Origin of the sequence: Pseudomonas putida, from assembly GCF_026625125.1 — a bacterium.
GTDB classification, from domain to species: Bacteria; Pseudomonadota; Gammaproteobacteria; order Pseudomonadales; family Pseudomonadaceae; genus Aquipseudomonas; species Aquipseudomonas putida_X.
Genome location: NZ_CP113097.1, coordinates 1,868,630 through 1,894,988, shown reverse-complemented (window position 1 = coordinate 1,894,988; position 26,359 = coordinate 1,868,630). Strand labels below are relative to the sequence as shown.

Annotated in this window: 20 protein-coding genes; 7 read left to right on the top strand and 13 right to left on the bottom strand. The window is 62.7% G+C overall.

The window, feature by feature from the left end; genetic code table 11:
• Positions 1-92 precede the first annotated feature (92 nt).
• The 3 genes from mfd to OSW16_RS08595 are packed head-to-tail and all read left to right on the top strand — an operon-like array spanning position 93 to position 7,452.
• Positions 93-3,542, top strand: a complete 3,450-nt coding sequence (gene mfd / locus OSW16_RS08605) for a transcription-repair coupling factor (protein ID WP_267822292.1) — start codon at positions 93-95, stop codon at positions 3,540-3,542.
• Positions 3,543-3,551: 9 nt separating this feature from the next.
• Positions 3,552-4,124 carry a CsiV family protein gene (locus OSW16_RS08600; protein ID WP_241803171.1) on the top strand — a complete coding sequence of 191 codons (573 nt, stop codon included), beginning with the start codon at positions 3,552-3,554 and terminating at the stop codon, positions 4,122-4,124.
• A 1-nt stretch (position 4,125) separates the two neighbouring features.
• Positions 4,126-7,452 (top strand): DEAD/DEAH box helicase, encoded by a 3,327-nt coding sequence (locus OSW16_RS08595; protein ID WP_267822289.1) that lies wholly within the window; start codon positions 4,126-4,128, stop codon positions 7,450-7,452.
• Between the two features lie 86 nt (positions 7,453-7,538).
• Here the strand turns inward: OSW16_RS08595 and nagZ are convergent, their stop codons facing one another.
• Genes nagZ through OSW16_RS08580 form a run of 3 tightly spaced genes read right to left on the bottom strand, consistent with a single transcriptional unit; the run spans position 7,539 to position 9,832 of the window.
• Positions 7,539-8,537: a beta-N-acetylhexosaminidase gene (gene nagZ, locus OSW16_RS08590; protein WP_267823918.1), complete on the bottom strand. Its 999-nt coding sequence runs from the start codon at positions 8,535-8,537 to the stop codon at positions 7,539-7,541.
• Positions 8,538-8,562: 25 nt separating this feature from the next.
• Positions 8,563-9,084 (bottom strand): L,D-transpeptidase, encoded by a 522-nt coding sequence (locus OSW16_RS08585; protein WP_267822287.1) that lies wholly within the window; start codon positions 9,082-9,084, stop codon positions 8,563-8,565.
• 40 nt (positions 9,085-9,124) lie between these two features.
• A complete protein-coding gene (locus tag OSW16_RS08580) occupies positions 9,125-9,832 on the bottom strand; it encodes a TetR/AcrR family transcriptional regulator (protein WP_039601793.1) in 708 nt (235 codons plus the stop codon).
• Positions 9,833-10,053: 221 nt separating this feature from the next.
• Between OSW16_RS08580 and lexA the strand changes: the two genes are divergently transcribed.
• Both lexA and sulA read left to right on the top strand, forming a co-directional pair.
• Positions 10,054-10,662 carry a transcriptional repressor LexA gene (gene lexA / locus OSW16_RS08575; RefSeq protein ID WP_012313564.1) on the top strand — a complete coding sequence of 203 codons (609 nt, stop codon included), beginning with the start codon at positions 10,054-10,056 and terminating at the stop codon, positions 10,660-10,662.
• A gap of 13 nt (positions 10,663-10,675) precedes the next feature.
• Positions 10,676-11,152: an SOS-induced cell division inhibitor SulA gene (gene sulA, locus OSW16_RS08570; RefSeq protein WP_267822284.1), complete on the top strand. Its 477-nt coding sequence runs from the start codon at positions 10,676-10,678 to the stop codon at positions 11,150-11,152.
• 38 nt (positions 11,153-11,190) lie between these two features.
• Here the strand turns inward: sulA and OSW16_RS08565 are convergent, their stop codons facing one another.
• The 7 genes from OSW16_RS08565 to OSW16_RS08535 all read right to left on the bottom strand — a co-directional run bounded on the left by OSW16_RS08565 (position 11,191) and on the right by OSW16_RS08535 (position 19,435).
• Positions 11,191-11,424 (bottom strand): hypothetical protein, encoded by a 234-nt coding sequence (locus tag OSW16_RS08565; protein WP_267822281.1) that lies wholly within the window; start codon positions 11,422-11,424, stop codon positions 11,191-11,193.
• A 50-nt stretch (positions 11,425-11,474) separates the two neighbouring features.
• Complete coding sequence (locus OSW16_RS08560; RefSeq protein ID WP_267822279.1) at positions 11,475-11,990, bottom strand: DUF6586 family protein; 516 nt, start codon at positions 11,988-11,990, stop codon at positions 11,475-11,477.
• 115 nt (positions 11,991-12,105) lie between these two features.
• Positions 12,106-14,715 carry a type I DNA topoisomerase gene (topA, locus tag OSW16_RS08555; RefSeq protein WP_241803165.1) on the bottom strand — a complete coding sequence of 870 codons (2,610 nt, stop codon included), beginning with the start codon at positions 14,713-14,715 and terminating at the stop codon, positions 12,106-12,108.
• Between the two features lie 100 nt (positions 14,716-14,815).
• Complete coding sequence (locus OSW16_RS08550; protein WP_241803164.1) at positions 14,816-15,067, bottom strand: DUF1653 domain-containing protein; 252 nt, start codon at positions 15,065-15,067, stop codon at positions 14,816-14,818.
• Between the two features lie 79 nt (positions 15,068-15,146).
• Entirely contained in the window at positions 15,147-16,322 is a 1,176-nt protein-coding gene (gene fadA, locus OSW16_RS08545) for an acetyl-CoA C-acyltransferase FadA (protein WP_003248768.1), read from the bottom strand.
• A gap of 40 nt (positions 16,323-16,362) precedes the next feature.
• Positions 16,363-18,510, bottom strand: a complete 2,148-nt coding sequence (fadB, locus tag OSW16_RS08540; protein ID WP_267822276.1) for a fatty acid oxidation complex subunit alpha FadB — start codon at positions 18,508-18,510, stop codon at positions 16,363-16,365.
• Between the two features lie 487 nt (positions 18,511-18,997).
• On the bottom strand, positions 18,998-19,435 hold the full coding sequence (locus OSW16_RS08535) for a hypothetical protein (protein WP_267822274.1): 438 nt from the start codon (positions 19,433-19,435) through the stop codon (positions 18,998-19,000).
• A gap of 108 nt (positions 19,436-19,543) precedes the next feature.
• Here OSW16_RS08535 and OSW16_RS08530 point away from each other — a divergent pair, with 108 nt between their 5' ends.
• Entirely contained in the window at positions 19,544-19,984 is a 441-nt protein-coding gene (locus tag OSW16_RS08530; protein ID WP_267822272.1) for a universal stress protein, read from the top strand.
• Positions 19,985-20,099: 115 nt separating this feature from the next.
• Here the strand turns inward: OSW16_RS08530 and OSW16_RS08525 are convergent, their stop codons facing one another.
• On the bottom strand, positions 20,100-22,028 hold the full coding sequence (locus tag OSW16_RS08525; RefSeq protein WP_267822270.1) for an ATP-binding cassette domain-containing protein: 1,929 nt from the start codon (positions 22,026-22,028) through the stop codon (positions 20,100-20,102).
• Between the two features lie 221 nt (positions 22,029-22,249).
• On the opposite strand from OSW16_RS08525, the gene OSW16_RS08520 reads away from it, so the two are divergent.
• Positions 22,250-24,178 (top strand): transglycosylase SLT domain-containing protein, encoded by a 1,929-nt coding sequence (locus OSW16_RS08520; protein WP_267822268.1) that lies wholly within the window; start codon positions 22,250-22,252, stop codon positions 24,176-24,178.
• Between the two features lie 54 nt (positions 24,179-24,232).
• Here OSW16_RS08520 and OSW16_RS08515 read toward each other — a convergent pair whose 3' ends face one another.
• On the bottom strand, positions 24,233-25,036 hold the full coding sequence (locus OSW16_RS08515; RefSeq protein ID WP_267822266.1) for an MOSC domain-containing protein: 804 nt from the start codon (positions 25,034-25,036) through the stop codon (positions 24,233-24,235).
• 55 nt (positions 25,037-25,091) lie between these two features.
• On the bottom strand, positions 25,092-26,027 hold the full coding sequence (locus OSW16_RS08510; RefSeq protein ID WP_267822264.1) for a chemotaxis protein CheV: 936 nt from the start codon (positions 26,025-26,027) through the stop codon (positions 25,092-25,094).
• Between the last annotated feature and the right edge of the window lie 332 nt (positions 26,028-26,359).

Here is a 26,359-nt window from a genome sequence, read left to right as displayed (position 1 = left end):
AGCCCGTGCTCATGCCCTTTCCGAGCCTGACAGCACGCACCGGCACCGGTACAATCGGTCTCTTTGCCGCAACGCTTGGAGTGCAATCTCCCGTGTCAGTTCTGCGCCTACCGCAAATGTCGGCTACGGCCGGCAAACAAACCTGGGGCAACCTGCCCGGTGCCGCCCTCAGCCTTGCCATCGCCGAAGCCGCCAGCAGCGCTGGCCGCTTCACCCTGCTGCTGACGGCCGACAGCCAGGCTGCCGACCGTCTGGAGCAGGAGCTGCGCTTCTTCGCCCCCGGCCTTCCGGTACTGCCGTTCCCGGATTGGGAAACCCTGCCCTACGACCTGTTCTCACCGCACCAGGACATCATTTCCCAACGCATCTCCAGCCTCTACCGGTTGCCGGAGCTGAGCCACGGCATCCTCGTGGTGCCGATCACCACGGCCCTGCACCGCCTGGCCCCAACGCGCTTTTTGCTCGGCAGCAGCCTGGTGCTGGACGTCGGCCAGACCATCGACGTAGAGCAGATGCGCTCGCGCCTGGAGGCCACGGGCTATCGCTGCGTCGACACGGTCTACGAGCATGGCGAGTTCGCCGTGCGCGGCGCGCTGATCGACCTGTTCCCGATGGGCAGCAAGCTGCCCTATCGCATCGACCTGTTCGACGATGAGATCGAGACCCTGCGCACTTTCGACCCGGAGACCCAGCGCTCGATCGACAAGGTCGACTCGATCCGCCTGCTGCCAGCACGCGAATTCCCCATGCAGAAAGAGGAAGTGACACGCTTCAAGGCGCGCTTCCGTGAGCGTTTCGATGTCGACTTCCGCCGCAGCGCGATCTTCCAGGACCTGGCCAGCGGCATCATTCCCGCCGGCATCGAGTACTACCTGCCGCTGTTCTTCGAAGAAACCTCGACCCTGTTCGACTACCTGCCAAGCGACACCCAGGTGTTCTCGCTGCCGGGCGTGGAGCAGGCTGCCGAGCACTTCTGGAACGACGTGCGCGGCCGTTACGAAGACCGCCGCGGCGACCTGAGCCGTCCACTGCTGCCGCCTTCTGAGCTGTTCCTGCCGGTGGAGGACTGCTTCGCCCAGCTCAAGCAATGGCCGCGCGTGGTGGTCAGTGCCGAGGATCTCGAGCCTGGCGTCGGCCGCGAGCGCTTCCCCGCTCGCACCCTGCCCAACCTGGCCATCGAAGCCAAAGCCAACCAGCCGCTGGCGGCGTTGTCCGACTTCCTCGACCAGTTCAACGGCCGGGTGCTGTTCACCGCCGAATCGGCGGGCCGTCGCGAGGTGCTGCTGGAGCTGCTCGAGCGCCTCAAGCTGAGGCCGCAGACAGTCGAGGGCTGGGCCGACTTCATCACCGGCAGCCAGCGTCTGGCGATCACCATCGCGCCACTGGATGACGGCCTGCTGCTCGAAGACCCGGCCGTCGCCCTGGTGGCCGAAAGCCCGCTGTTCGGCCAGCGCGTGATGCAGCGCCGGCGCCGCGACAAGCGCGGCGAGGCCGCCAATGATGCGGTGATCAAAAACCTGACCGAGCTGCGCGAAGGCGCGCCGGTGGTGCACATCGACCATGGCGTGGGCCGCTACCTGGGCCTGGCCACCCTGGAAATCGACGGCCAGGCCGCGGAGTTCCTGACCCTGGAATATGCCGAGGGCGCCAAGCTCTATGTGCCGGTGGCCAACCTGCACCTGATCGCCCGCTACACCGGCAGCGATGATGCCCTGGCACCGCTGCACCGGCTGGGCTCTGAAGCCTGGCAGAAAGCCAAGCGCAAAGCCGCCGAACAGGTCCGCGACGTGGCCGCCGAGCTGCTCGACATCTACGCCCGCCGCGCCGCTCGCAAGGGCTACGCCTTCGCCGACCCGGCTGCCGACTATGCCACTTTCAGCGCCGGCTTCCCCTTCGAGGAAACCCCCGACCAACAGAACGCCATCGAAGCCGTGCGCGCCGACATGCTTGCCGCCAAGCCAATGGACCGCCTGGTGTGCGGCGACGTCGGCTTCGGCAAGACCGAGGTGGCGATGCGCGCGGCCTTCATCGCCGTGCACAGCGGCCGTCAGGTCGCGGTGCTGGTGCCTACCACCCTGCTTGCCCAGCAGCACTACAACAGCTTCCGCGACCGCTTCGCCGACTGGCCGGTGACGGTCGAGGTGATGAGCCGCTTCAAGTCGGCCAAGGAAGTGGCCAGTGCTGCAGCGGACCTGGCCGAAGGCAAGATCGACATCCTGATCGGCACGCACAAGCTGCTGCAGGACGACGTGCGCTTCAAGGACCTTGGCCTGGTGGTGATCGACGAAGAGCACCGCTTTGGCGTACGCCAGAAGGAGCAGCTCAAGGCCCTGCGCAGCGAGGTGGACATCCTCACCCTGACCGCCACACCGATCCCGCGAACGCTGAACATGGCCGTGGCCGGCATGCGCGACCTGTCCATCATCGCCACGCCGCCGGCACGGCGCCTGTCGGTGCGCACCTTCGTCATGGAACAGAACAACAGCACGGTCAAAGAAGCCCTGCTGCGTGAACTGCTGCGCGGCGGCCAGGTGTACTACCTGCACAACGATGTGAAAACCATCGAAAAATGCGCCGCCGACCTTGCCGAACTGGTACCCGAAGCGCGCATCGGCATCGGCCACGGGCAGATGCGCGAGCGCGAGCTGGAACAGGTGATGAGCGACTTCTATCACAAGCGCTTCAACGTGCTGATCGCCTCGACCATCATCGAGACCGGCATCGACGTGCCCAGCGCCAACACCATCGTCATCGAGCGTGCCGACAAGTTCGGCCTGGCCCAGCTTCACCAGTTGCGTGGCCGGGTCGGCCGCAGCCACCACCAGGCCTACGCCTACCTGCTGACACCGGCGCGCCAGAAAGTGAGCGCCGACGCCGAGAAACGCCTGGAAGCCATTGCCAACACCCAGGACCTGGGCGCCGGTTTCGTACTGGCCACCAACGACCTGGAAATCCGCGGCGCCGGCGAACTGCTGGGCGAAGGCCAGAGCGGGCAGATCCAGGCGGTGGGCTTCACCCTTTACATGGAGATGCTCGAACGAGCGGTCAAGGCCATTCGCAAGGGCACTCAGCCGAACCTGGAGCAGCCGCTGGGCGGCGGCCCGGAAATCAACCTGCGCCTGCCGGCACTGATCCCCGAGGACTACCTGCCCGACGTGCATGCGCGGCTGATCCTCTACAAGCGCATCGCCTCGGCGGCTGACGAAGAGGGCCTCAAGGACCTGCAAGTGGAGATGATCGACCGCTTCGGCCTGCTGCCCGAGCCGACCAAGAACCTGATGCGCCTGACCCAGCTCAAGCTCCAGGCGGAAAAGCTCGGCATCAAGAAAGTCGATGCCGGCCCGAACGGCGGCAAGCTCGAGTTCGAGGCCGAAACCCCGGTCGACCCGCTGACCCTGATCAAGCTGATCCAGGGCCAGCCCAAACGCTACAAGTTCGAAGGTGCAACCCAGTTCCGCTTCCTGGTACCGATGGAGCGGCCCGACGAACGTTTCAACACTCTGGAGGCGCTGTTCGAGCGCCTGACACCACAGACAGCCTAAGGAAGATCCATGCGTGCCATCCGTTGCCTGACCTTGTTGCTTGCGCTGTTCGCGCCGGCTGCCTTCGCTGAAGGCCTTTATCAGGTGGAAATGATGCTTGTGCGGCAGAACAGCGTGCCGGCCTTCACCAGCCCGTACGCGCCCGAGGACTGGAGCGCCGGCGCCCAGCCCCTGGAAAAGAGCGCCGAACGCCCACTGGCGCTGGAAGATGAAGCCACCCGCCTGCAAGCCACGGCCGACTACACCGTGCTGCTGCACAAGGCCTGGCAGCAGCAGGTCGGCAACGCGCCAAGCCGCATCGCCCTGGCTGATGGCCAGGAGCAGTTCGGCCATTTCCCGATCGAAGGCAACCTGAGCATCACCGAAGGGCGCTTCATCGCCGTGGAGGCCAACTTCTGGGTCAACCAGCTCGACAGCAATGGCAATGTGCTCAAGAGCGAGCAGTTCAAACAGAGCAACAGCACCATCAAGGGTGGCCAGCTGACCTTCCTCGATGGCGGCCACCTGGCGGTGCTGCTGAAGATCACCCCGCCAGGCACTCGGAAGATGCCGGTGATGGACCCGGAGCTGATGGAGCAGTGATGTGAGTGATGGCGACGCACGGCAACTGCTCAGAGACTACCCGGACTGGGTCGATTGCTTCGACGCTGGCGCATTGTCTCGAGGCCGTAAATATGCAGCGCAGGAACGCACGCGCATCCTTTCGGTGAAGGGCCATAGCATCGAGGCAATGTGCAAAGGCTCGGCAGGCCAGGTTTACCATCAGGACATCAAGCTGGCGTTGAGTCGCGGTGAGCTGCGCGTCTTCGGGGGCTGCTCCTGCCCGGTAGGGTCAGATTGCAAGCACTGCGTCGCCGCGTTGCTGCAACTGGAGCTCGAAGGCAGAGCGCTCGACGGAGCCGCCAGCGCAGAACACGCTGCGCTGTCGCTGCCGCCCGACCTGAACCTGTGGGTGCAAGGGCTCGAATCGCCTTCCCAGGCTGCAGCCGCCAGCGAGCCTGCACGCAAAGGCCCGGCGATCTACTACCGCATTCACAGGGACCGCGAACATTTTCAGCTCGAGCCAATAAAGGGCACGCCGCAAACCGACGGTACGCTGAAAGTCGGCCGCATCACCTCGATGCCAGAGATGATCTACTACACCCCACGTTACGTCACCCAGGACGACGCCCGGCTGTTACGCCTGATCGATGCCCGCAGCAAAACGATCACGCCCGTGGCGCAACTGGAAGGCAAGCAAGGTGCGGAGCTTTTCAGCTACGCCTTGGCCACCGGGCGCCTGTTGTTTGAAGACGACCCCACGCCGTTGCATGCCGGGCCACAACGGCGTGCCGAGTTCCGCTGGGTCAGATTGGACAACGGCAGCTACAGGGGCGCCTGGCACCATGACCAGCAGCTGCCGCTGCAGGTACTGCCCATCGAGCCATTGCACTACATCGACCCCCATTCGCATCAGGCCGGCGAACTGCAGCATGACCTGGACCCTTTCATCGCCAGCCAGCTCGCACGCGCACCGACCGTACCTGAACACCTGGTAGTACCTTTGAGTCATCGATTGAACGCCTTGAACCGGCAGGTCCCCACCCCCACCGCCGTGACCACCGAACAGATCGACAACATTCAGCCCAAGGGCCGGCTGACCCTGGGCAGCCTTGAATTCAGCGCCTACATGCCCAAGACCGGGCGCATGCAGCGCCAGATGCAACACCGCGCCGCCCTCGCGTTCGACTACGATGGGCTGCGCGCCAGTGGCAGCGACGACAAGCCATTGACCCGACTGGTGGATGCCACCAGCCAGCGCATCCGCCGCCAGCCCGCGGCCGAGCAGGCGCTGCGCAAGGTGCTGCGCGAGCTGGGCTTCAAGCCCGCCACCCGGCAGAGCAAAGCGCTGCCCGACAGCGCGGGCGAAATGCTGCAGTTGCCCGACGACGAAGCCTGGCTGCGCTTCGCCCGCGACGGCCTGCCGCGCCTGCGCGAGGCGGGCTGGGAGGTCGATATCCACCGCGACTTCGCCTTCAACCTGCATGAAGTGGATGACTGGTACGCCAGCATCGACGAAGCGCCCGGCCACGAATGGTTCGACCTGGAGCTGGGCATCGTCGTCGAAGGCGAGCGCCACAGCCTGCTGCCAATCGTGCTGCAGCTGCTGCGCAGCAACCCCGAGCTGCTACGGCCCAGCGAGCTGGCCCGACGCAGCGACGACGAGCACCTGCTGATCGACCTCAATCGCGGCCGGCTGGACGCCCCAGCGCTGCGCGTCGCCCTGCCCTACGGGCGAATCAAGTCGGTCATGGGCACCCTCGGTGAACTGTATCTGCACGAGGACAACGTCGGCACCACCCTGCGCCTGGACCGCGCCGACGCGGCACGCCTGAACGACATCGACCACTTGCCCCTGCACTGGGAAGGTGGCGCCCATGTGCGCGACCTGGGCCGGCGCCTGCGCGATGCCCGCGACCTGCAGATCACGCCGCCCGCAGCGCTCAACGCCACCTTGCGCCCCTATCAGCAACAGGGCCTGAACTGGTTGCAGGCCCTGCGCGAAATGGGCACCGGCGGCATCCTTGGCGACGACATGGGCCTGGGCAAGACCTTGCAGGCCCTCGCCCACCTGCTGCTGGAAAAGCAGAACGGGCGTCTCGCCGACCCTGCCCTGGCAGTGATGCCGACCAGCCTGGTCCCCAATTGGCTCGACGAAGCCCAGCGCTTCGCGCCCGGCCTGCGCGTCCTGGCCTTGCACGGCCCCGGGCGCAGCAAACATTTCGCCAAGCTGCACGAATACGACCTGGTACTGACCACCTACGCCCTGGTGCCGCGCGACCTGGAGCACCTGCGCGCGCAGCAGTGGAGCGTGCTGGTGCTGGACGAGGCGCAGAACATCAAGAGCAGCACCAGCAAGGCCGCACAGGCCGTCTGCGAGCTGCAGGCCAACCAACGTGTGTGCCTGACCGGCACGCCAATGGAAAACAACCTGGGCGAGCTGTGGTCGATCTTCCACTTCCTCATGCCCGGCTGGCTGGGCGAGCTCAAGCGCTTCAATCAGGATTACCGAACGCCTATCGAACGCCACGGCGATACCGAACGGCTGGCGCATCTGGTCACCCGCATCCGCCCGTTCCTGCTGCGCCGCACCAAGGAGCAGGTAGCGACCGAATTGCCTCCCAAGACCGAAATGGTCCATTGGGTCGAACTCAGCGACGCCCAGCGTGATACCTACGAGGCCGTGCGCGTGGCGATGGACAAGAAAGTGCGCGACGAAATCGCCCGCAATGGCGCGGCACGCAGCCAGATCGTGATCCTCGATGCCCTGCTCAAGCTACGCCAGGTGTGTTGCGATTTGCGCCTGGTCAAAGGGGTCGAGACCAAGGGCAATCAGGCTGACAAGGGCAAGCTCGGCGCGCTGCTGGACATGCTCGAAGAACTGCTCAGCGAAGGCCGCCGGGTGCTGCTGTTCTCTCAGTTCACCTCGATGCTGGCATTGATCGAACAAGAGCTGAACAAGCGCAAGATCCGCTACAGCCTGCTCACCGGCGACACCCGTGACCGGCGCACACCGGTGCAGCAGTTCCAGCAGGGCGACAGCGAAGTGTTCCTGATCAGCCTCAAGGCCGGCGGCGTGGGGCTGAATCTGACCGCTGCCGACACCGTGATTCACTTCGACCCGTGGTGGAACCCGGCCAGCGAGAACCAGGCGACCGACCGCGCCTACCGCATCGGCCAGGACAAGCCGGTGTTCGTGTTCAAGCTGATCACGCGCGGCACGGTTGAAGAGAAGATACAGCACCTGCAGCAGGAAAAAGCAGCCCTGGCGACAAGCTTGCTCGATGGTGCAGAGGCTGGGCAGTGGCGCCTGGGGGATGAAGAAATCGAGGCGCTGTTTGCCCCGCTGCCTGCAAAGCGCGGACGCTAGCGGCCAGCCCTGGCGGCTGCGCGGACAAGCCCCACAGGACCTTCACTGCCTTGAGCAACAGCGGGATACCTGTGGGGCCGGCACAGTCAATCGACCAATTGCGCCTCGCGCAACGCCCCCAACGCCTCCAGCCAACGCGGCTGCTGGCGGTAGTCGGTGCGCGCGAAGCCCTGCCCGCGCATCCGTGCAATGCGCGGCGACGGCTTGACCTTGAGCCGCTGCGCCGCGCTCAACGCCAGCTCTGCCGCCGCCCGGTCGTTGCACACCAGGCCCATGTCACAACCGGCACTCAGCGCCGCCTCGATCCGGTTAGCCGCATCGCCGACCACATGCGCACCCGCCATCGACAGGTCGTCACTGAAGATCACCCCGTCAAAGCCCAGTTCGCCGCGCAGAACCTCCTGCAACCAACGACGCGAGAACCCGGCCGGCTGGTTGTCTACCTGCGGATAGATGACATGCGCCGGCATCACTGCTGCCAGCTGCCCGCTGAGGCGGCTGAACGGCACCAGATCGGCCTGGCGCAGTTGCTCAAGGCTGCGCTCGTCCGTAGGAATGGCCACGTGGGAGTCCGCCTCCGCCCAGCCATGCCCCGGGAAATGCTTGCCACAGGCAGCCATACCCGCTGCATTCATCCCACGGATGAAGGCGCCAGCCAACTGCGTGGCACGTTGCGGGTCGCCCTCGAACGCGCGGCTTCCGACCACGGCGCTGCGCTGGTGGTCCAGGTCGAGCACGGGAGCGAAGCTCAGGTCCAGGCCAACCGCCAGCACTTCAGTGGCCATCAACCAACCGCACTGCTCGGCGAGGTATTCGGCGTTGGCGTTATCGGCGATCGCGCGCATGGCTGGCAGGCGCACGAAGCCCTGACGCAAACGCTGCACACGGCCGCCCTCCTGGTCGACGGCCAGAATCAGATCGGGGCGAATGGCGCGGATGGACGCGCACAGCTCACGCACCTGGCGCGGGCTGTCGATGTTGCGGGCAAAGATGATCAGGCCAGCCACTTCCGGCTGGCGCAGGAGTTGGCGGTCTTCGGCGGTCAGCCATTTACCGGCGATATCCACCATCAGGGAGCCTTGCAGGCTGACGGTCATAGGCAATCCTTCATTACAGACTTAAAGAAGCCCACTGGGGGCATGCGGCCTCATCGATACGCACCGGGCAATGCACCGGTACGCGTTCGAACAGGCCAAGCAGATCGGTGTTGCGCAGCCGAATGCAGCAATGGGACAGCGGTATGCCCAAGGGTTCCGTGTCGGGCGTGCCATGCAGATAGATAGAGCGGCGGAACGTGTCCACCGCGCCCAGACGATTGACGCCGGCCTCGCAACCGCTGAGCCAGAGAATGCGGGTAAGGACCCAGTCACGCCCGGGGTACTGTGCGTGCAACGCCGGCGACCAGACCTCACCGGTCCAGCGCCGCCCGCGCAGCACGGCATTGAGCGGCAAGCCCGCGCCGATCTTCGCGCGCACCTGGTGCAGGCCACGCGGCGTGCAGCCCGAGCCATTACCCTCACCGGCCCCATTGCGTGCGGTCGACACTGCCAGGCGCAGGCACAACTGCCCCTTGGCAAAGCCATAGAGGCACTGGTCAGCGAGGGAGATGTGCAGCAGATCGAGGTCAGGCATGGGCGCTAGCTTAGCCCAAGCGCCCTGCCCCGCCCAGCCTTCAGGCCTTGGCGGTGGTGCTGCCGGTTTTGCTGCGCGGGCGCAGCTGCGCGGTGGCCATCGCCTCGTCGGTGACACCGCTGTCGGCGCGCATGCCCGCGGCCAGGAACGGTACCATCAGGCGCATGACCTGCTCTATGGAGGTGTTGATACCAAAGTCGGTTTCGGCAATAGCGCGCAATGCCTTGATGCCGGACATGCTGAACGCCGCAGCACCGAGCATGAAGTGCACCCGCCAGAACAGCTCGAGCGGCGGAATGCGCGGCGCGGCTTCATTGACCAGCAACATGTAGCGGCGGAACACCTTGCCATACATGTCTTCCAGGTAGCGCCGCAGGTGCCCCTGGCTCTGGCTGAACGCAAGGCCCAGCAGGCGCATGAAGATCGACAGGTCGTTGTTGCTGCGCGGCTGCACCACCAGCGCCTGCTCCACGAGCATTTCCAGCAGTTCCTCAAGGCTGGGCTTTTGCTCAGGCTTGCCTTGACGACGCTCGAGTTCACGTTCGAGGCTGGCGCAGAAAGGCCCGAGGAAACGGGAGAAGACCGCCTGGATCAGCGCCTTCTTGGAACCGAAATGGTAATTGACCGCCGCCAGGTTGACCCCGGCCTTGCTGGTAATCAGCCGCAACGAGGTTTCCGCGAACCCCCTTTCCGCGAACAGCTGCTCGGCAGCATCGAGAATGCGTTCAACGGTTTCCGATTGGGCCATGACTACTCCGCCAGACAGACAAACAGGTGTTTGAAACATACGTTTCAGGCCTGCTGATGTCAAGGCTCGGTGACTGTGCGGTCGCCATTAGAAAGCGCCGGGCTGCTAGCTGCAAGCGCTAAGAGGGATGGCGCACGGCTTTTTCTTATCGCATTGCGCTTGCAGCGTATCCAGTACTGTATATAATCCCAGTCACTGTATAAAAAGACAGAGCGCCCGCCATGTTGAAACTGACGCCCCGCCAAGCCGAAATCCTGGCCTTCATCAAACGTTGCCTCGAAGACAACGGCTTTCCGCCGACGCGCGCAGAGATCGCTCAGGAGCTGGGCTTCAAGTCGCCCAATGCCGCCGAGGAGCACCTCAAGGCCCTCGCGCGCAAAGGCGCGATCGAGATGACCCCAGGCGCATCCCGCGGCATCCGCATCCCCGGCTTTGAGGCCAAGGCCGAAGAAAACGGCCTACCGATCATCGGCCGGGTCGCAGCCGGTGCACCTATCCTTGCCGAGCAGCACATCGAACAATCTTGCAACATCAATCCATCCTTCTTCCACCCGCGCGCCGACTACCTGCTGCGCGTACACGGCATGAGCATGAAGGACGTCGGCATCTTCGACGGCGACCTGCTGGCTGTGCACACCTGCCGTGAGGCCCGTAACGGGCAGATCGTCGTCGCCCGCATCGGCGATGAAGTGACCGTCAAGCGTTTCAAACGCGAAGGCAGCAAGGTCTGGCTGATCGCCGAAAACCCCGATTTCGCCCCTATCGAAGTCGACCTGAAAGAGCAGGAAATGGTGATCGAAGGCTTGAGTGTCGGCGTTATTCGCCGCTGAACCAGGAGGCGTCATGCAACAGTTCGTCCAAGCACAACAACAGGTACAGCTTCCACTGTTCGAAGCCTTCCTCGCCCAACCGGTCCTGCCAGGCCTGAAGGCCAGCGAACAGGCGCGCAAGAACAGCGAACCGGGCCTGTTCAGTGAACTGTCCCTGCGTGGCGCCCCCGACCATTGCCACACCTTGCTGGCACCGGTGCTGCGCGAACTGAGCGAAGAGCAGGAGGCCCGCTGGCTGACGCTTATTGCACCACCGGGCAGCCTGACCCAGGCCTGGTTGCGTGATGCCGGGCTCAACCGCGAGCGCATTCTGCTGCTGCAACCGCGTGGCAACCAGAGCCCACTGCAATTGGCCTGTGACGCCCTGCGCCTTGGCCGCAGCCATACCGTGGTCAGCTGGCTTGGCAGCGTCAATGCCACTGCGCGGCAGCAGCTGGTGCGTGCAGCCAGTGCCGGAAACGCACAAAGCCTGAACATCCGCCTCGGCTGATGTTCAGGCTTTGCCTGTAACCCGAAACAACCGGGGTATCAGTGAAGTACGCGCGGCCCTTCGTCACGGTCGAGTTCGCCATCCATGAGGCGCCCCGCCATCTGCACGCCCACACTCAGCATGGCCTTGGCAACTTCAACGTGTTGCCCCTGCAGGAATACCTTGGCGTCTTCCGAGAAATCCAGGGTTACCAGGGAGCCTTCGTCCTCGGCACGACGCAGTTCGATTCGGCCATCAGGCAACTCGACAATTTCCAGAAAAGACGTAGACATAAAGGGCTGTTCTCCGCGAAAGGCGAGCATTGTACCAGCCAGGGCGAAGATCAGCACTCACTCAACGCGTCACGGAATCGTCTCACCAAGCCTTTCAGGTTGTTGCGCCAGCTTTCCAGATCGTCACGCGACAGCGCAGCCTGCTCGGGTTCGTCGAGATTGACGGCCAGAATGAGTGGCTGGGTGACATCGGTTTTTGCGGTTTTCTTCGCGACCGGTGGTCGGAACAAATCGGCATAAGCAGTGAGCAGTTGCGCCAGCCAGGTCTCCCGCTGCCTGGACAGCTCCAGCAACTCAGCCACTTCGGGGATGGCAATGTCATTCAGGGCATCATCGGCGAGCAGTTGCTCGACGCTGGACGCCGCTGGCAGGCGGTAGAAGCCACCAATCTCGTGACACAAGCCCAATAACGCACCATACAGGTGGAATAGAGCAGCCTCACGCTCGGCCTGCACAAGGCCTTGTGCATTCATGGCCTGGCTGTCGGCAGCCTTGGCCATGGACTCGAGGGCGAGGCCGGCGAAGAAAAGCTTCTGGTTGGTGCGGGTGTAGAGTTCCTGGGCCATCTCGAGTGACCTCCCTAAGGCTGCAAGGCGAATACCTGCAGTTTCAGGGATCGAGATGTACTTGTCACCCATGAAATGGGGCCGCTAAGCGGCCCCAATCTCGTCGCTGAAACAATCAGCGCTTGTCTTCGACCTTCCAGGCATTGCCGTCGTAGAACGCCTTCCAGCCGGTAGGCTTGCCATCGACCTCGGACTGCACGTATTGCTCCTTGGTCTTGCGGCTGTAGCGGATCACTGCCGGGCGACCTTCCGGATCCTTCTGCGGCGCATCGCACAGGAAGTGGTACTTGGGGTCAATCTCGTGCTTGTGCGGCACGATCTCCATGACCAGCGGTGCACGGGTCTCGCGGTTCTTGGGGAACTGGCTGGCTGCCAGGAACAACCCAGAAGCACCATCACGCAGCACATAGGTGTCGTCGACCTTCTCGCACTTGAGCTCTGGCATGTCCACCTTGTCCATCTTGGGTGGAGCCGCCTCGCCGCTCTTGAGCAGCTTGCGGGTGTTCTTGCACGCCGGGTTGGTGCAACCGAAGAACTTGCCGAAGCGGCCGGTCTTGAGCTGCATCTCGCTGCCGCACTTGTCACACTCCAGGCTCGGCCCTTCGTAACCCTTGATGCGGTAACTGCCCTCTTCGATCTCGTAGCCGACGCAATCAGGGTTGTTACCGCAGATATGCAGCTTGTGCTTCTCGTCGAGCAGGTAAGCATCCATGGCCGTGGAGCAGATCGGGCAGCGGTGCTTGCCCAACAGCACGCGCGACTCCGACTCACCTTCGTCATCCGCAGCGATTTCATCGCCCGGCACCAGGTTGACGGTGGCCTTGCAGCGCTCTTTGGGCGGCAGGCTGTAACCCGAGCAACCCAGGAACACGCCGGTGGAGGCAGTGCGGATCATCATCGGACGCCCACATTCCTTGCACGGAATGTTGGTCATGGTCGGCTGGTTGGCACGCATGCCGTGCTCGGCGGACTCGGCCGTCAGCAGCTTCTTGCTGAAGTCGCCGTAGAACTCGTCCAGCACGTTTTTCCAGTCGCGCTCGCCCTGGGCCACGTCATCGAGGTTCTCCTCCATGTCCGCGGTGAAGCCGTAGTCCATCAGGTTGGCGAAGCTTTCCGACAGGCGCTCGGTAACGATGTCGCCCATTTTCTCGGAGTAGAAGCGGCGGTTGTGCAGCGTGACGTAGCCGCGGTCCTGGATGGTGGAAATGATCGCCGCATACGTCGAAGGGCGACCGATGCCGCGCTTTTCCATTTCCTTGACCAGGCTGGCTTCGGTGAAGCGCGCAGGTGGCTTGGTGAAGTGCTGGCTGGGGTCGATCTGGATCAGCTTGAGCGCCTCACCCTGGACCATTTCCGGCAACACGTCATCTTCGCCTGGCTTGCTCTGCTGCGGCAACACACGGGTGTAACCGTCGAACTTGAGGATGCGACCTTTGGCACGCAGCTCGAAATCACCGGCAGCCACGGTCACGCTGGTGGACAGGTACTGGGCAGGCGGCATCTGGCAGGCGAGGAATTGGCGCCAGATCAGTTCGTAGAGGCGCTCGGCGTCACGTTCCATGCCGCTGAGCTTGGTTGGGTGCGTGTTGACGTCGGAAGGACGAATCGCTTCGTGGGCCTCCTGAGCGCCTTCCTTGCTGCCGTACACCAGCGGTGCCTCGGGCAGGTACTGCTTGCCGAACTCGCGCTCGATGTAACTGCGCGCCATGTCCAGCGCGTCGACCGACAGGTTGGTCGAGTCGGTACGCATGTAGGTGATGTAGCCTGCTTCGTAAAGCCGCTGAGCCATCATCATGGTCTTCTTCACACCGAAGCCCAGGCGGTTGCTCGCAGCCTGTTGCAGGGTGGAGGTGATGAACGGTGCCGACGGCTTGCTGCTGGTCGGGCGGTCTTCACGCTTGACCACGCTGTAGCTGGACGCCTTGAGCTTGCTCAGCGCAGCCATGGCCTGGGCTTCGTTCAGCGGCTTGAATGCCTCGCCCTTCTCGCGGGTCACCTCGAAACGCACCTTGGCTTGCTTGGCGGTGCCAAGGTCGGCGTGCACTTCCCAGTACTCTTCCGGAATGAAGGCGCGGATCTCGCGCTCACGCTCGACCACCAGCTTCACAGCCACCGACTGGACACGCCCGGCCGAGAGGCCACGGGCGATCTTGGCCCACAGCAGCGGCGAGACCATGTAGCCCACCACGCGGTCCAGGAAGCGGCGCGCCTGCTGGGCATTGACACGATCGATATCGAGCTCGCCGGGCTGCGAGAACGCATCCTGGATGGCCTTTTTGGTGATTTCGTTGAACACCACACGCTTGTAGCGGGTGTCGTCTCCACCGATGGCCTCGCGCAGGTGCCAGGCGATGGCCTCCCCTTCGCGGTCCAAGTCGGTTGCGAGATAGATGGTGTCAGCATCCTTGGCCAGCCGGCGCAACTCGTCGATCACCTTTTCCTTGCCAGGCAGGATCTCGTACTTGGCCTTCCAGCCGTGCTCGGGGTCGACGCCCATGCGCGCCACCAGCTGGCGACGGGCCTTTTCTTTGGGCGACAGGGCCGGAGCCTCACCCGCAGCCTTACCACGCTTGGCGGCCGGCTCTTTGCTGGCGCTGGCCGAACCGCTGGTGGGGAGGTCACGGATGTGGCCGATACTCGACTTCACCACGTACTGGTTGCCCAGGTACTTGTTGATGGTCTTGGCCTTGGCCGGGGATTCCACAATGACCAGCGATTTGCCCATGGATCGGAGTATTCCTGAATCTGAAGATGAAGAACGCGTCAGGTGCCGGACGCGGCACCGCTATATATAGTGGCAATAGAGTGAGGTCAAGCGCGGTCGTTCACTCGCGCGCCTTGCCAAGCAGCTCAGGCAACCCTTCTTCGGCCTTGACCAAAGCAAAGCGTGGCACCTGCTCGCCGTCAACCTCGACTGACTCCTGGAACATCGAAAGTGGTCGTACCCAGAAGCTGTAGTCACCATACAGGCATTGGTAGAAAACCATCCACTCTTCGCTTTCGGAGTGCCGTGCGACACTGAAGACACGGTACTCAGGCCCTTTGTAATGCCGGTATACGCCTGGTTGTATCTGCATGTCGCCTTCCCTCTTGAAACAAATTCTGTAAAAAACAAAAGCCGGGGCACAAGGCCCCGGCTGCTGTCCCGCTACGCGATCAGACGCGTTCGAAGACAGTGGTGATGCCCTGACCGAGGCCGACGCACATGGTGGCCACGCCCAACGTACCGCCATTTTGCTTCATGACGTTGAGCAGGGTGCCGGAAATGCGTGCCCCGGAGCAACCGAACGGGTGACCCAAGGCAATTGCGCCGCCGTGCAGGTTAACCTTCTCATCCATCTTGTCGAGCACTTTCAAATCTTTGAGCACGGGCAGGGCCTGTGCAGCAAAGGCTTCATTGAGCTCGATGAAGTCGATATCAGCCATGGTCAGCCCTGCGCGCTTGAGGGCTTTCTGGGTCGACGGCACAGGGCCGTAGCCCATGATCGCCGGGTCAACGCCAGCGACCGCCATGGAGCGGATCACCGCCAATGGCTGGATACCGAGGTCCATCGCGCGCTGGCCGGACATGACGATCATGCACGAAGCGCCATCGGTGATCTGCGACGAAGTACCGGCTGTGACCGTACCACCTTTGGGGTTGAACGCAGGCTTGAGCGATGCCAGGCCTTCAAGGGTGGTTTCCGGGCGAATGGTCTCGTCGAAGTCGAAGACTTTCAGGAAACCGTTCTCGTCATAGCCCTGCATCGGGATGATCTCGTCCTTGAACTTGCCTTCCACAGTCGCTTTGTGGGCGAGCTGGTGCGAGCGCAGGCCGAACAGGTCCTGCTGTTCACGGGTGATGCCGTGCATCTTGCCGAGCATCTCGGCAGTCAGGCCCATCATCCCGGAAGCCTTGGCAGCGTGCAAGGACAGGTGCGGGTTGGGGTCCACGCCATGCATCATGCTGACGTGCCCCATGTGCTCGACACCACCGACCACGAACACGTCGCCGTTGCCGGTCATGATCGCCTGGGCGGCGGTGTGCAGCGCGCTCATCGACGAGCCGCACAGGCGGCTGACGGTCTGGGCGGCCGAGGTGTGCGGGATCTGGGTCATCAACGACGCCATGCGGGCGATGTTCCAGCCCTGTTCCAGGGTCTGGTTGACGCAACCCCAGATCACGTCCTCGACTTCTTTCGGGTCGACCTTGCCGTTGCGCTCCAGCAGCTTGCTGATCAGGTGCGCAGACATGTCTTCAGCACGGGTGTTGCGATGCATGCCACCCTTGGAGCGGCCCATCGGGGTGCGACCGAAGTCGACAATCACCACGTCTCTTGGATTGAGGCTCATATCAATAATCTCGCTCTACTCTCTCAAAGGCGTTGGCTGCTCAGCTGAAGAAGCGCTGGCCATTCTTGGCCATTTCGCGCAGCTTCGCGGTCGGGTGGTACAGCGGCCCCAGATCGGCGTACTGGTCGGCCAGGGCAACGAATTCGGCCACACCGATCGAATCGATGTAACGCAGCGCACCACCACGGAACGGAGGGAAACCAATGCCGTATACCAGGCCCATGTCCGCTTCGGCAGCGGTTTCGACGATGCCGTCTTCCAGGCAGCGCACGGTCTCCAGGCACAGCGGGACCATCATCCAGTTGATGATGTCTTCGTCAGTGACTTCACGCTGCTCGAAGACGATCGGCTTGAGCACATCGAGCACGGTGGCGTCGAACACCTTCTTCGGCTTGCCACGCTTGTCGGTTTCGTAGGCGTAGAAACCCTTGCCGTTCTTCTGGCCCAGACGATTGGCCTCATACAGGGCGTCGACAGCCGAGCGGCGCTCGTCCTTCATGCGGTCCGGGAAGCCTTCGGCCATCACATCGCGGCCGTGGTGGCCGGTGTCGATGCCGACCACGTCCATCAGGTAGGCCGGGCCCATCGGCCAGCCGAACTTCTCCATGACCTTGTCGATGCGCACGAAGTCGACACCGGCGCTGACCAGCTTGGCAAAGCCGCCGAAGTACGGGAACAGCACGCGGTTGACCAAAAAGCCCGGGCAATCGTTGACCACGATCGGGTTCTTGCCCATCTTCTTGGCGTAGGCCACGGTGGTCGCAACCGCCACTTCACTGGACTTTTCGCCACGGATGACTTCGACCAGCGGCATCATGTGCACCGGGTTGAAGAAGTGCATGCCGACGAAGTTCTCGGGGCGCTTGAGCGCCTTGGCCAGCAGGTTGATGGAGATGGTCGAGGTGTTGGACGCAAGGATCGCATCCTCTTTCACCTGGCCTTCCACTTCAGCGAGCACTGCCTGCTTGACCTTGGGGTTCTCGACCACGGCCTCGACGACGATGTCGACGTTGGCGAAATCACCGTAGGATAGTGTCGGGCGAATGGCGTTGAGTGCCTCGGCCATTTTCGCCGGGGTCAGGCGGCCTTTTTCGACGCGGTTGCCGAGCAGCTTGGACGCCTCGTTGAGGCCCAGCTGGATGGCTTCCTCGCGGATGTCCTTCATCAGGATCGGGGTACCCTTGACCGCCGACTGGTAAGCAATGCCGCCACCCATGATGCCAGCGCCGAGCACGGCAGCCTGTTTGACATCGTGAGCGATTTCGTCGTGGGCCTTGGCTTTGCGCTTGAGCTCCTGATCGTTCAGGAACAGGCCGACCAGGCTTTGGGCAACCGAAGTCTTGGCCAGCTTGGCAAAGCCTGCTGCCTCGACCTCCAGCGCCTTGTCGCGACCGAAGTTGGCAGCCTTCTGGATCGACTTGATGGCTTCGACAGGCGCCGGGTAGTTCGGGCCGGCCTGGCCAGCCACGAAGCCCTTGGCAGTCTCGAAGGCCATCATCTGCTCGATGGCATTGAGCTTGAGCTTTTCCAGCTTGGGCTGGCGCTTGGCCTTGTAATCCAACTCGCCACTGATTGCGCGCTTGACCAGGTCCAGGGCACCCGCCTGCAGCAGTTCAGGGGCAACCACAGCATCGACGGCACCGACCTTCAGGGCGTCTTCAGCACGGTTTTCCTTGCCGGCGGCAATCCACTCGATGGCGTTGTCCGAACCGATCAGGCGCGGCAGGCGCACGGTACCGCCGAAGCCTGGGTAGATGCCCAGCTTGACTTCCGGCAGGCCGATCTTCGCGGAGGTGGACATGACCCGATAGTCGGCCGCCAGGCACATTTCCAGGCCACCGCCCAGGGCGATGCCGTTGATGGCGGCAACGGTCGGCACTTCGAGGTCTTCGAACGCGTTGAAGATGCGGTTGGCTTCCAGATTGCCGGCAACCAGTTCGGCCTCGGGCAGCTTGAAGTTGTCGACGAACTCGGTGATGTCGGCGCCGACGATGAACACGTCCTTGCCGCTGCTGACGATCACGCCCTTCACCGAGGCGTCGGCCTTTATGGCTTCGACGGCTTGGCGCAGCTCGTCCAGGGTCAGGCGATTGAACTTGTTGACGGACTCACCCTTGAGGTCGAACTTCAGTTCGACGATGCCGCTTTCAAGAGCCTTAACCGTGATGGCTTTACCTTCGTAAATCATCAACTGATCTCCACGATATGGAAGCTGAACTGTACACGCCGATCGCTGGTGGAAAAGCAGCGCTTCGCTGCTTCTGCCCAGGCACACCCGTCAGCGCGCTAGTCGGGATTCTGGATGAGCGATGTGACATACAAACGCTCAATTCATACGCCCGTTTGATTTGGGTATGCACACATTCTCCGAAAAGGTCGGCGTTGTCAAATGCTTACAGACACCGTGAAAATGCGACTTTCCGGTCATTTTGTAGGGTATGGGTGTTAATCATGGTGACAGTGATCACTGATCATTCATGTCAGCGATTGACCACAAAAAGGAGGCCATTGCATTTTTTCGCTACGCAGCGCTCCAGGATGGCTACACTGCCACCTGCTTGAAGAAATTCCCGGCCTGCCTGGCCTTTTCTGCGCAGCAGAAACGACAAAGCGGCAACCTGGCATTCACCCCTTGCGGGCGGGTGCCAGGTTGCCGCTTTGTCGTTCAAGGGATGTCAGGCGAGGGTTTCAAACGCGTAGGCAATATCCTGCAACACAGATTTGTCACCTCGCTCGCTCCAATAAAGCGCGAGCATGCGCTTGTCGGCCTCGACCTTGTAGACGGTGCCCGGCAGCCGCGAGAAAACCTCATTCAGGCGCGCGACCTCACACACTTCACGCCACTGGTTGCACCACACACCCGGGCTGACTTGCCAGTAGCACCAGCTGTCTTCATGCCCACGCCTGCGCGCCCGATGGTACTGCGGGCAAGGGCTGGGCGGCTCTTTTTCCAGCCAGTGCGGCCACTGCTGCGGCGCCAGTTGCATGGCCAGCCCCATGCGCCGCGCCTCCAGGCGCAGGCTCATCTGCTCACCTTGCTTGCGCGACTGACGCAGCCAGGCGAACGGGCTGAGAATCAGCGCAAGGATTGACACCACCAGCAATACCGTCATATCTGTAGATCCCATAAAGCGTTGCAAATGAGCGGGTTACTCAGTTTCACGCAAGACCCGCCCGAAGCGACCATACTTCTAGTATCGCGATTGTCAGGAGTACAGCTCATGCCCTACGAACATCTTCTGGTCGCCGTCGACCTCACCGAAGAGTGCGACCCGGTGATCAAACGTGCCATGAAGCTCGCCGAGCCCACAGGCGCCAAGGTCTCGCTGGTACATATCGTCGAACCCATGGCCATGGCCTTTGGCGGTGACGTGCCAATGGACCTGTCGCAGTTGCAGCAGCAACAGTTCGATCAGGCCAAGGAGCGTATGGACCGCCTGTTCAACAAGTACCCCGAGATCAATCGCGGTGATTCTCACCTGACCTATGGCCAACCGCGCCAAGAGATCCACCAGCTCGCCAAGGAACAGAACTGCGACCTGATCGTGGTGGGCAGCCACGGCCGCCATGGCCTGGCGTTGCTGCTGGGCTCAACGGCCAATGACGTACTGCATGGAGCGCCGTGCGATGTACTGGCGGTGCGGTTGCAGAAGAAGGAATGATCCAGCCTGGCTGGCCTCATCGCCGGCAAGCCGGCTCCCACGGGATCTCCACCGTTCGCAAGAACAGTGGCTACCCTGTGGATGCCGGCTTGCCGGCGATGAGGCCGGGACTGGCTTAACCTTCCAGCTCGGCCCAGCGCTCTACCAAGGCATCCAGTTCGCCCTGCATCTGCTCCAGCTTGGCCAGCACCGCTGAGGTTTCCTCGATCGGCCGCTGATAGAAGCCTGGGGCGTTCACTTCTTCCTGAGCCACTGCCATTCGCTGCTCGATCGCATCAATTTGCCCAGGCAGCATCTCCAGTTCCCGCTGCAGCTTGTAGCTGAGCTTCTTCTTCGAAGCATCCGCGGCCACCGGGGCAGGCGCCGGCGCCACCTGCTCGTCCTGCTTCTGGACCACAGCACTGTTGAGCTCGGACTTGCCACCCTTGCTCTCGGTCACGCCCAACAGCTTCGGCGAACCGCCCTGGCGGATCCAGTCCTCGTAACCACCCACATATTCACGCACCTTGCCCTCGCCTTCGAACACCAGCGTGCTGGTGACGACGTTGTCGAGGAAGGCCCGGTCGTGGCTGACCATCAGCACGGTGCCCTTGTAATTGCACAGCACCTCTTCAAGAAGCTCGAGGGTTTCCACGTCCAGGTCGTTGGTCGGTTCGTCCAGTACCAGCAGGTTGGCCGGCTTGCTGAACAGTTTGGCCAGCAGCAGACGCGCCCGCTCACCGCCCGACAACGCCTTGACCGGTGTGCGAGCACGCTGGGGGCTGAACAGGAAATCGCCCAGGTAGCTGAGCACATGCCGGTTCTGGCCGTCGATTTCAATGAAATCGCGGCCCTCGGCCAGGTTATCGATCACGGTTTTTTCCAGGTCGAGCTGGTGGCGCATCTGATCGAAGTAGGCGACTTCCAGTTTGGTGCCGCGCTCCACCTTGCCCGAGGTAGGCTCCAGGCCACCGAGCATCAGCTTGAGCAGCGTGGTCTTGCCGGTACCGTTGGCGCCCAACAGGCCAATGCGGTCCTGACGCTGCAGGACCATGGAGAAGTCCTTGACCAGCATTGGCCCCCCAGCGTGGTGGAAGCTGACATTCTCCAGCACCATCACCTGCTTGCCGGATTTCTCTGCGGCCTCGATCTGGATGTTCGCCTTGCCCGGACGCTCACGCCGCTCGCTGCGCTCGACACGCAAGGCCTTGAGTGCGCGCACCCGGCCTTCGTTGCGGGTACGGCGGGCCTTGATGCCCTGGCGGATCCACACCTCTTCCTGGGCAAGACGCTTGTCAAACAGTGCGTTGGCGGTCTCTTCGGCGGCCAGCGCAGCTTCCTTGTGCACCAGGAAGCTGGCGTAGTCACCGTTCCAGTCGATCAGCCCACCACGGTCCAGTTCGAGGATGCGGGTTGCCAGGTTCTGCAGGAATGAACGGTCGTGAGTAATGAACAGCACCGCCCCGTTGAAACCACGCAGGGCCTCTTCGAGCCAGGCGATGGCGCCGATGTCCAGGTGGTTGGTCGGCTCGTCGAGCAGCAGCAGGTCAGGTTCGGACACCAGCGCCTGCGCCAGCAGCACGCGTCGACGCCAGCCACCGGACAGCTCGGCCAGTGTTTTGTCGGCAGGCAGCTGCAGGCGGCTCAGGGTGCTTTCCACCACCTGCTGCAGGCGCCAGCCGTCACGGGCTTCGAGCTCGTGCTGAACATGCATGAGTTTTTCCAGGTCATCATCGCCCTGGATGTTCTGGCTGAGGTGGTGGAATTGGGCAAGCAGTTCACCAACGCCGTCCAGGCCAGCGGCCACCACGTCGAACACAGTCCGCTCGTCAGCCACTGGCAGTTCTTGCGGCAGCTCGCCGATCTTCAGGCCAGGGGCGCGCCAGATTTCACCGTCGTCGCCCTTCTGCTCGCCCTTGACCAGGCGCAGCATGCTCGACTTGCCGGTGCCGTTGCGGCCGATGATGCACACCCGCTCGCCACGGGCGATCTGCCAGGACACTTTGTCCAGCAGCGGCATCGCGCCGAATGCGAGGGACACATCGCTGAATTTGAGCAGGGTCATGTTCGTCTCCAGAAAGCGGGCGCGCATTCTACCTGAGTTGGCCCGTTCCAGCATTAAGTTGCCCGCGCTGCCAGGGCATTGCGACATCCGGTCGGTCTTAACGCCTTGATACAAGCACAGTGCTTTCACCCGCTGCCGGCAAACAGCTAAGCTAGAACAATAGATTCCAACAGTGTTGGCTCCGCCGTCACTTTCCCATGGTTCAACTGCCCGGACGTATCATGCGCAGCCGCCTGTTACAGATTGCTTCCTGCCTGCTGCTTACCGCCGCCACTGCCAGCGCGGCGCAGGCCATCGACCTCTCTCAGCAACGTCAGTACTACGACGAGGCCAAGCGTGCCTTGGCCAAGGGCGACAAAGGCCCGTACCTGCGCTATGCCCAAGCCCTGCGCGACTACCCGCTGACGCCCTACCTGGCCTACGACGAACTGACCGCTCGGCTGAAAAGCGCCAGCAACCAGGAAATCGAAGCGTTCCTGGCCAAACATGGCGACCTTCCCCAGGCCAACTGGATGAAACTGCGCTGGTTGCGCTGGCTGGCCGAACGCGGCGAGTGGGACACCTTCGTCAAATACTATGACCCCAAGCTCAACTTCACCGAACTGGACTGCCTCAACGGCCAGTACCAACTCAGCCACGGCCTGCGCGCCGAGGGTTATGCCAGCGCCGAGAAACTGTGGAACGTAGGCAAGTCGCAACCGGCCGCCTGCGACACGCTGTTCGGCATGTGGGCCGCCGAAGGTCAGCTCACCGAGGCCAAGCGCTGGCACCGCGCCAAGCTGGCCGCCCAGGCACGCAACTATGCCTTGGCCAACAGCCTGGTCAAATCCCTGACCACGCTCGGCCCGCAAGGCCGCCTGCTGGTCGATGTCGCGCAAAAACCCGAACTGCTCAACCAGCCTTCGCGCTTCACTCCAGTCAACGAGGCGATGTCCGATGTAGTGAGCCTGGGCCTGCGCCGCCTGGCTCGCCAGGACCCTGAGCGGGCCATGGCCCTGCTCGACGACTACGCCCAGCGCATGCATTTCTCCAGCGACGAAAAAGTGGCCATCGCCCGTGAAATCGGCCTGACCCTGGCACGCCGCTATGACCCGCGCGCCCTTGACCTGATGACCCGCTACGACCCAGAGCTGCGGGACAATACCGTCACCGAGTGGCGCCTGCGCCTGCTGTTGCGCCTGGGCCGCTGGGAAGACGCCTACGAACTGACCAAGCGCCTGCCGCAAGACCTGGCCAGCAGCAGCCGCTGGCAGTACTGGCAAGCGCGCAGCCTGGAACTGGCCCAGCCCAACAACCCGCAAAGCCTGCTGCTGTACAAGAACGTGGCGCGCGAACGGGACTTCTACGGATTCCTCGCGGCCGACCGGGCGCAAACCCCTTACCAGCTCAACAACAAGCCACTGGTGCTGAGCCCGCAACTGGTGCGTAAGGTACGCAATACGCCGGGCATCCAGCGCGCCTTGGAATTCCACGCCCGTGGCCAGATCGTCGACGGCCGCCGCGAGTGGTATCACGTCAGCCGCCACTTCAGCCGCGACGAAATGGTTGCCCAGGCGCGCCTGGCCTATGACCTGCGCTGGTACTTCCCGGCCATTCGCACCATCAGCCAGGCCAAGTACTGGGATGACCTGGACATCCGCTTCCCGATGGCCCACCGCGACACGCTGGTACGCGAAGCCAAGGTGCGTGGGTTGCACTCAAGCTGGGTGTTCGCAATCACCCGCCAGGAAAGTGCCTTCATGGAGGATGCGCGCTCCAGTGTAGGTGCCAGTGGCCTCATGCAGTTGATGCCGGCCACAGCCAAGGAAACCGCGCGCAAGTTCAGCATTCCGCTGGCGTCGCCGCGCCAGGTGCTCAACCCGGACACGAACATTCAGCTGGGCGCAGCTTATCTGAGCCAGGTGCACGGCCAGTTCAACGGCAACCGGGTGCTGGCGTCCGCCGCCTACAACGCCGGCCCCGGGCGCGTGCGCCAATGGCTCAAGGGCGCCAAGCACCTGAGCTTCGATGTGTGGGTGGAATCGATTCCGTTCGACGAGACGCGTCAGTATGTGCAGAACGTGCTGTCTTACTCGGTGATCTACGGACAGAAGCTCAACGCACCACAGCCATTGGTGGACTGGCACGAGCGGTATTTCGACGACATGTGAAGCAACGCCGCCTCTTCGCGGGCCAACTCGCGAAGAGGCACTTGCTCGCTACCGCTACTCCAGCACTTCGACCTTCATCCCTACCTCAAGCCGCCCACAGCCATCCACCGCCAGGTTCTGCCCGAACAGGATGTCACCCTCGCGCTCGCGAAAGGTCTTGAGGGTGGTCAACGGCTCCCGGTCCGGGCTGCGCGCTCCGGTTTCAGGGTCCAGCGTGGTGAAGATGCACCGCACGCTCGGCTTGAGCAGGCGAAACTCCAGCCCGCCAATGCGAATGCGCTTCCAGCCATCTTCGGCAAACGGCTCTGCCCCCTGCACCACCAGGTTGGGTCGAAAACGCAGCATCTCCATGGGCCGGCCAATGCGCCGGTTCAGCTCTTGCAGCGAACCCTCGCCAATCAGCAATAACGGGAAACCATCGGGGAAGGCCGCCCTGTCGCTGTTCAAGCCATAACCGCTGGGCAGGTAGCGCGCCCGATGTTCCGGGCAGTGGACCAGCCGCACTGGCTTGCCGAGCAATTGCGATAACCAGGCCGCCGCCTCATCGCCGGCATCCGGTACGCGCAACGTGTCACGCCAGATGGTCACACCGCGCAGGCCATCATCTGCAGGCGGCACCTTCACATGCAGAGCGGGCAGCCCCGGCGCCTCCAGCAGCAGCGTACCCGCCTCCCCTTCGCCAGCCTTGAGCTGGCTGAGCTGCGGCCAGGCGCGCTGGGTGAGAAAGCGCCCGTTGTCTTGCTCGACCACGAGCCAGCGCCGGTCACCCGCCAACCCCAGATTGTCGACCCGTGAAGCCTGCAGGCGCTGCGCCTGCGCCGACTTCACCGGATACCGATACAGCTCACTCAGAAACATCCCTGCCTGCCTCGTGCCGTGCCAAATGCCAGATTATACCCGGCTACCGCACGGATCACGCAGTGGTCGAATCCAGCAGCAACCGCTGCTTGACCACGTCGACCAGGCGATCAGGCTGGAACTTGGAAAGGAAATTGTCGCAGCCGACTTTCTTGACCATGGACTCGTTGAAACTGCCTGACAGCGAGGTGTGCAACACCACGTACAGCTTGCGCAGGCGCGCATCGCTGCGGATTTCCGTGGTCAGCCGATAACCGTCCATTTCCGGCATTTCTGCGTCAGTGAACACCATCAGCAGTTTTTTGCTCATGTCCTCGCCGGCATCGGCCCAGCCCTTGAGCATGCGCAAAGCCTTCAGGCCATCGCTGGCAACATGCAGTTTCATCCCCAGTTGCGACAGGGTGTCACGCAGCTGCGCCAGCGCCACGCTGGAGTCGTCCACCAGCAGCACTTCACGGCCACGGGCGCGCGCCAGTATCGGGTCAGCGAGCTTGTCGTTGGAGACCTTCGCGTTGTAAGGCACGATCTCGGCCAGCACTTTCTCGACGTCGATGACCTCCACCAGGTTTTCGTCCACCTTGGTGATCGCCGTCAGGTAATGCTGGCGGCCCGCGCTGGAAGGCGGAGGCATGATGGCTTCCCAGTTCATGTTGACGATGCGATCGACCCCACCCACCAGGAACGCCTGCACCGAGCGGTTGTACTCGGTAACGATGATGGTGCTGTCCGGCCCCGGCTGCAGCGGGCGCATGCCGATTGCCTGGGACAGGTCGATCACCGGCAAGGTCTGCCCTCGCAGGTTGACCACGCCACAGACGAATGCATGGCGCTGTGGCATCAATGTCAACTTGGGCAGCTGCAGCACTTCTTGCACCTTGAACACATTGATGGCGAACAACTGGCGCCCGGCCAGGCGGAACATCAGGATTTCCAGGCGGTTCTCACCCACCAGTTGCGTTCGTTGGTCTACCGTGTCGAGAATGCCAGCCATTGGAAAACCCCCAGGCTCAATTCGGAATAAAGTGAGTTCATCCACCCTGTATCGGCTGCTGCACGCGCAGCTTGACCCATGAACGAAAATGCTTCGCGGGCCAATTGATATCACATTAACATCATGCTTTACTGCAGCTGCCTGGCTGGGAACCCATAGGCCTTGAGAAGCTCTCCACCCCTAGATCACCATCAGGGAAACCCCTAGCGTCAACCGGGTGCAACCTGATGTTCGCGCTATCCTTTAGCCATTAATGTGACGCCATTCTCACTGCATGAATGGAGTCAGGCTTTTGCTAGCGAACGACACGGCTTGGCCGTCCCCCGCTCCCT

Bases quoted from the DNA above. Each gene is read 5' to 3' on its own strand.
- OSW16_RS08580 (WP_039601793.1), bottom strand. From the start codon at position 9,832: ATGGCCCAATCGGAAACCGTTGAACGCATTCTCGATGCTGCCGAGCAG.
- OSW16_RS08560 (WP_267822279.1), bottom strand. From the start codon at position 11,990: ATGGCCCAGGAACTCTACACCCGCACCAACCAGAAGCTTTTCTTCGCC.
- OSW16_RS08510 (WP_267822264.1), bottom strand. From the start codon at position 26,027: ATGGCTGGCATTCTCGACACGGTAGACCAACGAACGCAACTGGTGGGT.
- topA (WP_241803165.1), bottom strand. From the start codon at position 14,715: ATGGGCAAATCGCTGGTCATTGTGGAATCCCCGGCCAAGGCCAAGACC.
- OSW16_RS08520 (WP_267822268.1), top strand. From the start codon at position 22,250: ATGCGCAGCCGCCTGTTACAGATTGCTTCCTGCCTGCTGCTTACCGCC.
- OSW16_RS08515 (WP_267822266.1), bottom strand. From the start codon at position 25,036: ATGTTTCTGAGTGAGCTGTATCGGTATCCGGTGAAGTCGGCGCAGGCG.
- sulA (WP_267822284.1), top strand. From the start codon at position 10,676: ATGCAACAGTTCGTCCAAGCACAACAACAGGTACAGCTTCCACTGTTC.
- OSW16_RS08530 (WP_267822272.1), top strand. From the start codon at position 19,544: ATGCCCTACGAACATCTTCTGGTCGCCGTCGACCTCACCGAAGAGTGC.
- OSW16_RS08535 (WP_267822274.1), bottom strand. From the start codon at position 19,435: ATGACGGTATTGCTGGTGGTGTCAATCCTTGCGCTGATTCTCAGCCCG.
- OSW16_RS08565 (WP_267822281.1), bottom strand. From the start codon at position 11,424: ATGTCTACGTCTTTTCTGGAAATTGTCGAGTTGCCTGATGGCCGAATC.
- OSW16_RS08550 (WP_241803164.1), bottom strand. From the start codon at position 15,067: ATGCAGATACAACCAGGCGTATACCGGCATTACAAAGGGCCTGAGTAC.
- fadA (WP_003248768.1), bottom strand. From the start codon at position 16,322: ATGAGCCTCAATCCAAGAGACGTGGTGATTGTCGACTTCGGTCGCACC.
- OSW16_RS08585 (WP_267822287.1), bottom strand. From the start codon at position 9,084: ATGCCTGACCTCGATCTGCTGCACATCTCCCTCGCTGACCAGTGCCTC.
- fadB (WP_267822276.1), bottom strand. From the start codon at position 18,510: ATGATTTACGAAGGTAAAGCCATCACGGTTAAGGCTCTTGAAAGCGGC.
- lexA (WP_012313564.1), top strand. From the start codon at position 10,054: ATGTTGAAACTGACGCCCCGCCAAGCCGAAATCCTGGCCTTCATCAAA.
- OSW16_RS08600 (WP_241803171.1), top strand. From the start codon at position 3,552: ATGCGTGCCATCCGTTGCCTGACCTTGTTGCTTGCGCTGTTCGCGCCG.
- OSW16_RS08525 (WP_267822270.1), bottom strand. From the start codon at position 22,028: ATGACCCTGCTCAAATTCAGCGATGTGTCCCTCGCATTCGGCGCGATG.